This is a genomic window from Thermococcus sp. (assembly GCF_027063845.1).
Taxonomy (GTDB): domain Archaea; phylum Methanobacteriota_B; class Thermococci; order Thermococcales; family Thermococcaceae; genus Thermococcus.
In genome coordinates this window covers 1-3,921 of the sequence record NZ_JAMOQU010000090.1, presented here as the reverse complement: position 1 = coordinate 3,921, position 3,921 = coordinate 1, and the positions used below count along the sequence as shown (strand labels likewise).

Annotated in this window: 5 protein-coding genes; all 5 read right to left on the bottom strand. The window is 54.6% G+C overall.

The window, feature by feature from the left end:
* On the bottom strand, positions 1–1,489 hold a 1,489-nt coding region (locus MVO87_RS06965; protein WP_297552687.1), incomplete at its 3' end, for a PDC sensor domain-containing protein.
* A 26-nt stretch (positions 1,490–1,515) separates the two neighbouring features.
* Positions 1,516–2,007, bottom strand: a complete 492-nt coding sequence (locus tag MVO87_RS06960; RefSeq protein ID WP_297552685.1) for a chemotaxis protein CheD — start codon at positions 2,005–2,007, stop codon at positions 1,516–1,518.
* Positions 2,008–2,010: 3 nt separating this feature from the next.
* The gene (locus MVO87_RS06955; protein WP_297552683.1) at positions 2,011–2,784 is read right to left on the bottom strand and encodes a chemotaxis protein CheC; all 774 of its coding nucleotides are present in this window, start codon (positions 2,782–2,784) and stop codon (positions 2,011–2,013) included.
* Positions 2,781–3,413: a chemotaxis protein CheC gene (locus MVO87_RS06950; RefSeq protein ID WP_297515516.1), complete on the bottom strand. Its 633-nt coding sequence runs from the start codon at positions 3,411–3,413 to the stop codon at positions 2,781–2,783. Before MVO87_RS06950 ends, MVO87_RS06955 begins: the two co-directional genes overlap by 4 nt.
* On the bottom strand, positions 3,403–3,921 hold a 519-nt coding region (locus MVO87_RS06945; RefSeq protein ID WP_297552681.1), incomplete at its 5' end, for a chemotaxis protein CheW. The genes MVO87_RS06945 and MVO87_RS06950, both read right to left, overlap by 11 nt.

The following is a 3,921-nucleotide window of genomic DNA, read 5'->3' as shown; positions in this document are numbered from 1 at the left end:
TTCCCTCGGTAATCTCGTTGATGTGCTCCTGCTGGCGCTGGGCTTCAATACTAACCTGCTGGACGGCCTCATTAACCTGATTAATAGCCTCAGTGACGTCGCTTGCTATTTTGGCGAGAACGTTGGCACGCTCCTCGAGGGTGTCGGTAACCTTAACTATCTCTCCGATTAGGTTCTTGAGCTTGTGGGTTGTGTTGCGGAGGTCTTCGAGGATTTCCTTGAGTTCGCCCTTGGCCTCCATGCTGAGGCCGTTGCTTAAATCACCCTCCGCAAGGCGCTCAAGCTTGGTTGCTATTGTGTTCAGAGTACCCACTAAGTCCTTTCCTACCGCCTCGAAGGCCTTGATTAAGGCTCCAATCTCATCATCCTCAAGGTAGTGAATTTCCCTAAGATATTTGTTCACCTCACTCAACCTGCCCTCCGCAAGCGCCTGAGCCACCTTACTGAGCCTCTCAAGAGGCTTGAGTGAGCTCGAAACGAGCTTGTAGGATATACCCACCAGAACTGCAGAGACGATGAAACCTGTGATTGTCAGGAGTATCGTTGACTTCCATGTCGCTCTCTTGGTCTCGTCCACCGCCTGTATTATTCCCGCACTTATCTCGTTGACCGGAACCTTCGCGAAGACGTACCAGCCGGTCTCAGGTATTTTAACGCCCGCACTTACTGAACGAACACCGTTCCAAGTATATACGACAGTTGCCTGGTCCTTGCCACTTTTCACAATCTCAGCAATCGGCTTGAGTGCCGGCTCGTTGAAGACGTTGACTTTCATCTCGTACTCCTCGTTAGGGTGAAGTATCGTCATCCCGTCGGGGCCAATAACGTAGGCGTATCCTGTCTTGCCAATCTTGACTTTCTTAACCTCCTGTGCGAGGGTGTCGATGTAAACGTCCAAACCAATGACACCAACGAACTTACCGTTGTAATAGACGGGCACGGCGTAGGTTATAACCCACTTTCCGCTGGATGCGTCCTTGTACGGCTGGCTCCACGCTGGACCGTTCTTTGCTACAGCCTCCTGGTACCAGGGCCTCTTCCGCGGGTCGTAGCCCTGTGGGAGCTCCTGCTTGGGGTAGATGTACATGTTGCCGTTGACGTCGCCGAAGTAAACGGCGCTGAGCAGGGGTTCGGCCTTGGAAACCGTGGCAAAGTGTCCGAGGAGAAGGGGTCTCAGCCTGTCGGCGTAGCCGGGGTCACCGAAGTTAACTCCTTCTTCCTGCATCTCATCGAGGGACTTGGTAACCATTAGCTGTGTTGCGGTTCCGAGGACTTCGACCTCTTTAAAGAACCCGCTGAACTGGTTGGCAAGGGCTTGAGCTTCTGCAAGTGTCATTTCCCTTGCCTGCTGGTCTATCTCTGGTGCCAGCTTGTCCTCTAGGACCTTACCCACGTGGTTCCCTGTGTAGAGCATCATTGCTCCAGCGAGCACCGTTACGAGGAGCAACGCCACGACGACGATGCCCACCATCTTTGTCTTGAAGTTCATCGAACCACCCCCGTAAGTTTCTGATTTTAATAAATCTTCTCGATGACCTTTCCGCCTGAAACCTTTCTCATCCTGACTTTACCCGTCGAGAGGTCGAGGTAGATAGTCCTTCCACCCTTTCCTCCAGTATCCTCAGCGACCAGCCGTATGCCGTACTTCTTGAGCTCTCTTTTTGCGACCTCGACGTTCCTCTTACCTATCATCAGCTTCTCGCTGGTCACGTTGGTGAACATGTGTGCCCCCCCGAAGAGCTTTGCCTCGGCTCGCCTCGGGTTCCCGCCGAGCTTCTGGATGTCCCTGATGAGCAGCTGCAGGCCGGTATCAACGTACTTCGCTGGGTTTCCCTTGTTGCCGTAGTAGCTCGCCTCGGGCAGGAGTGCATGGAGCAGACCGCCGACCTTGGTTAGGCGGTCGTAGATGGTTATACCGACACAGCTACCTAACCCGTAGGTGCTGATTATCCCCTCCTTCTTGCCGACCGCGTAGTCGCCGATACCGACCTTTATCTCCGTCGGCAAGGTTCAACCCTCGGTTTTCTCGTTGATTGCAGGCTTGGAACCTTCGGTGGGACTTTCTTGAGCTTCTTCCGGAGCTTTTTCGGTGATTTCTTCAACTCTGCTCTCCTTCACCTCTTCACCTGGCTCTATCGTTTCCTCGGGCGGTATCTCGGGCTCGACGTCCTTCACCTGGGCCTCAAGCTTGCCGACGAGCTTGTCGAAGGCGTCCTTAGTTGGCACGAGATAAAACAGGCTCTCTATCCCCGTGTCCTTCTGGTAAAAGCGCGTCTTGAACATTATGACCTCAGTGACGTCTCTGAGGTCTGGTCTCGACAGCTCCTTTTCAACGTCGTAGAGGCTCTCTGCCGGCTTCGGCGGGCTCAGAGAGACGGGCTCCTCGATGAGCTTGGCGAGGATGTCGGTGTAAACGGAAATCAGTATGTTGCCTATCTCCATTATCGCCGAGCGTCCCATCTCATCTATCCCTTCATCGCCGGGGTCCATCCCGAGGAGCGTCGTAACGAGGGCCTTGGCGCTCTCCTTTGGGAACTGGAGTATTGTCAGACCGCTGAGCCCCTCGGTTATGTCAAACATGACGACGAAGCTGTTCTTTATACCCTTGCTCGCGAGCTCGTGGAGGAACTTTGCCCGGGGAATTACGCTGACGGTTGGAGGCTCCATCTCTATCTCGCCTATCATGTTCGAGAGCGCCGTGAGAGCGTGGCTCATCGCTATGTTGGAGGCTTCCCTAAATATGTCCTGATACCACTCCGAAAACCAGTTCTTGTGCCCGCTCATACGAATCCCCCCAGCAGGGTCTCAACAACCTTCTTCATCGAGGCCGGGTGCGGGATAATCGTGAAGTGCTCCTTGAACTTGACTCCCTCAATCCTCATCTCCGTCTGAAGGAGTATTGTGTAGTCGCAGTGCTGGCCAACATCAGCGAGGGCAAAGTCCAGTATCGCAGGGGTAAAGTCAATCGCTATGTCCGGCGGGGTCTGGTTGATTTCTGTCCCGAGAAACTCGCTGAGGGCGTTGGCGAAGGCCGAGATTAGGATGTTTCCCATCTCCATAACGGCCGAGGCAACCATGTCGTCGAACTCCGTCGTTGTTCCCGGCTCCTGGCCCATCATGAGGTCAAATATCCTCAGCGCGTCCTCGAAGTCGAGGAAAAAGAACGCGTGGCCCTCAAAGCCTCCGCTGAGCTGTATGTAGACCGCCACCTTGACGTCCTCTCCGACCTTCTCCGGAACTGCTTTGATAGAGGTTATCTCTATCTCCGGAACCGTGATGTCCACAGTTAAACCTGTCATCTCGCTGAGGGCATCGGCCGCCCTGGATGCGCCTATGTTGAAGGTCTCTACTAACGCGCTCTTGGCGAACTCGTCGAGGTTCTTTATGTACTCCTCGTAGTCCTCAGATTCCACCACGTCCACCTCCGAGGAGGCCGTTAATCTCGATAATCAGCACGACGCTACCGTCACCGAGTATGGTCGCTCCGGCGAAGCCACTGATGTGCGAGAGCATCTTGCCAAGGCTCTTGATGACGATGTCCTTCTTGTGGAGGAGCTCGTCAACGCCTATGGCCACCTTCTGGGCGCCGAGGTCAACAACCAAGGCCGGGAACTCCTCAAGCTCGGGCATCGGCAGGCCGAAGAGCTCGTGGAGCATTATGACAGGTATAATCTCGCCGCGGAGAACTATGACCTCCTTTCCGCCGATGCTCTTGAGGTTCTCGCGCTTTATCTCGATGCTCTCGAGGATGTTGTTTATCGGAACCGCGTAGACCTCGTCCTGCACCTTGATGAGGAGCGCCTGGATGATGGCCATGCTCACTGGCAACTTGAGCACGAAGGTCGTTCCCTTTCCGACCTCGCTGTAAACGGCTATGCTTCCGTTGAGGCTCTTGACGACCTCCTTGACCACGTCCATACC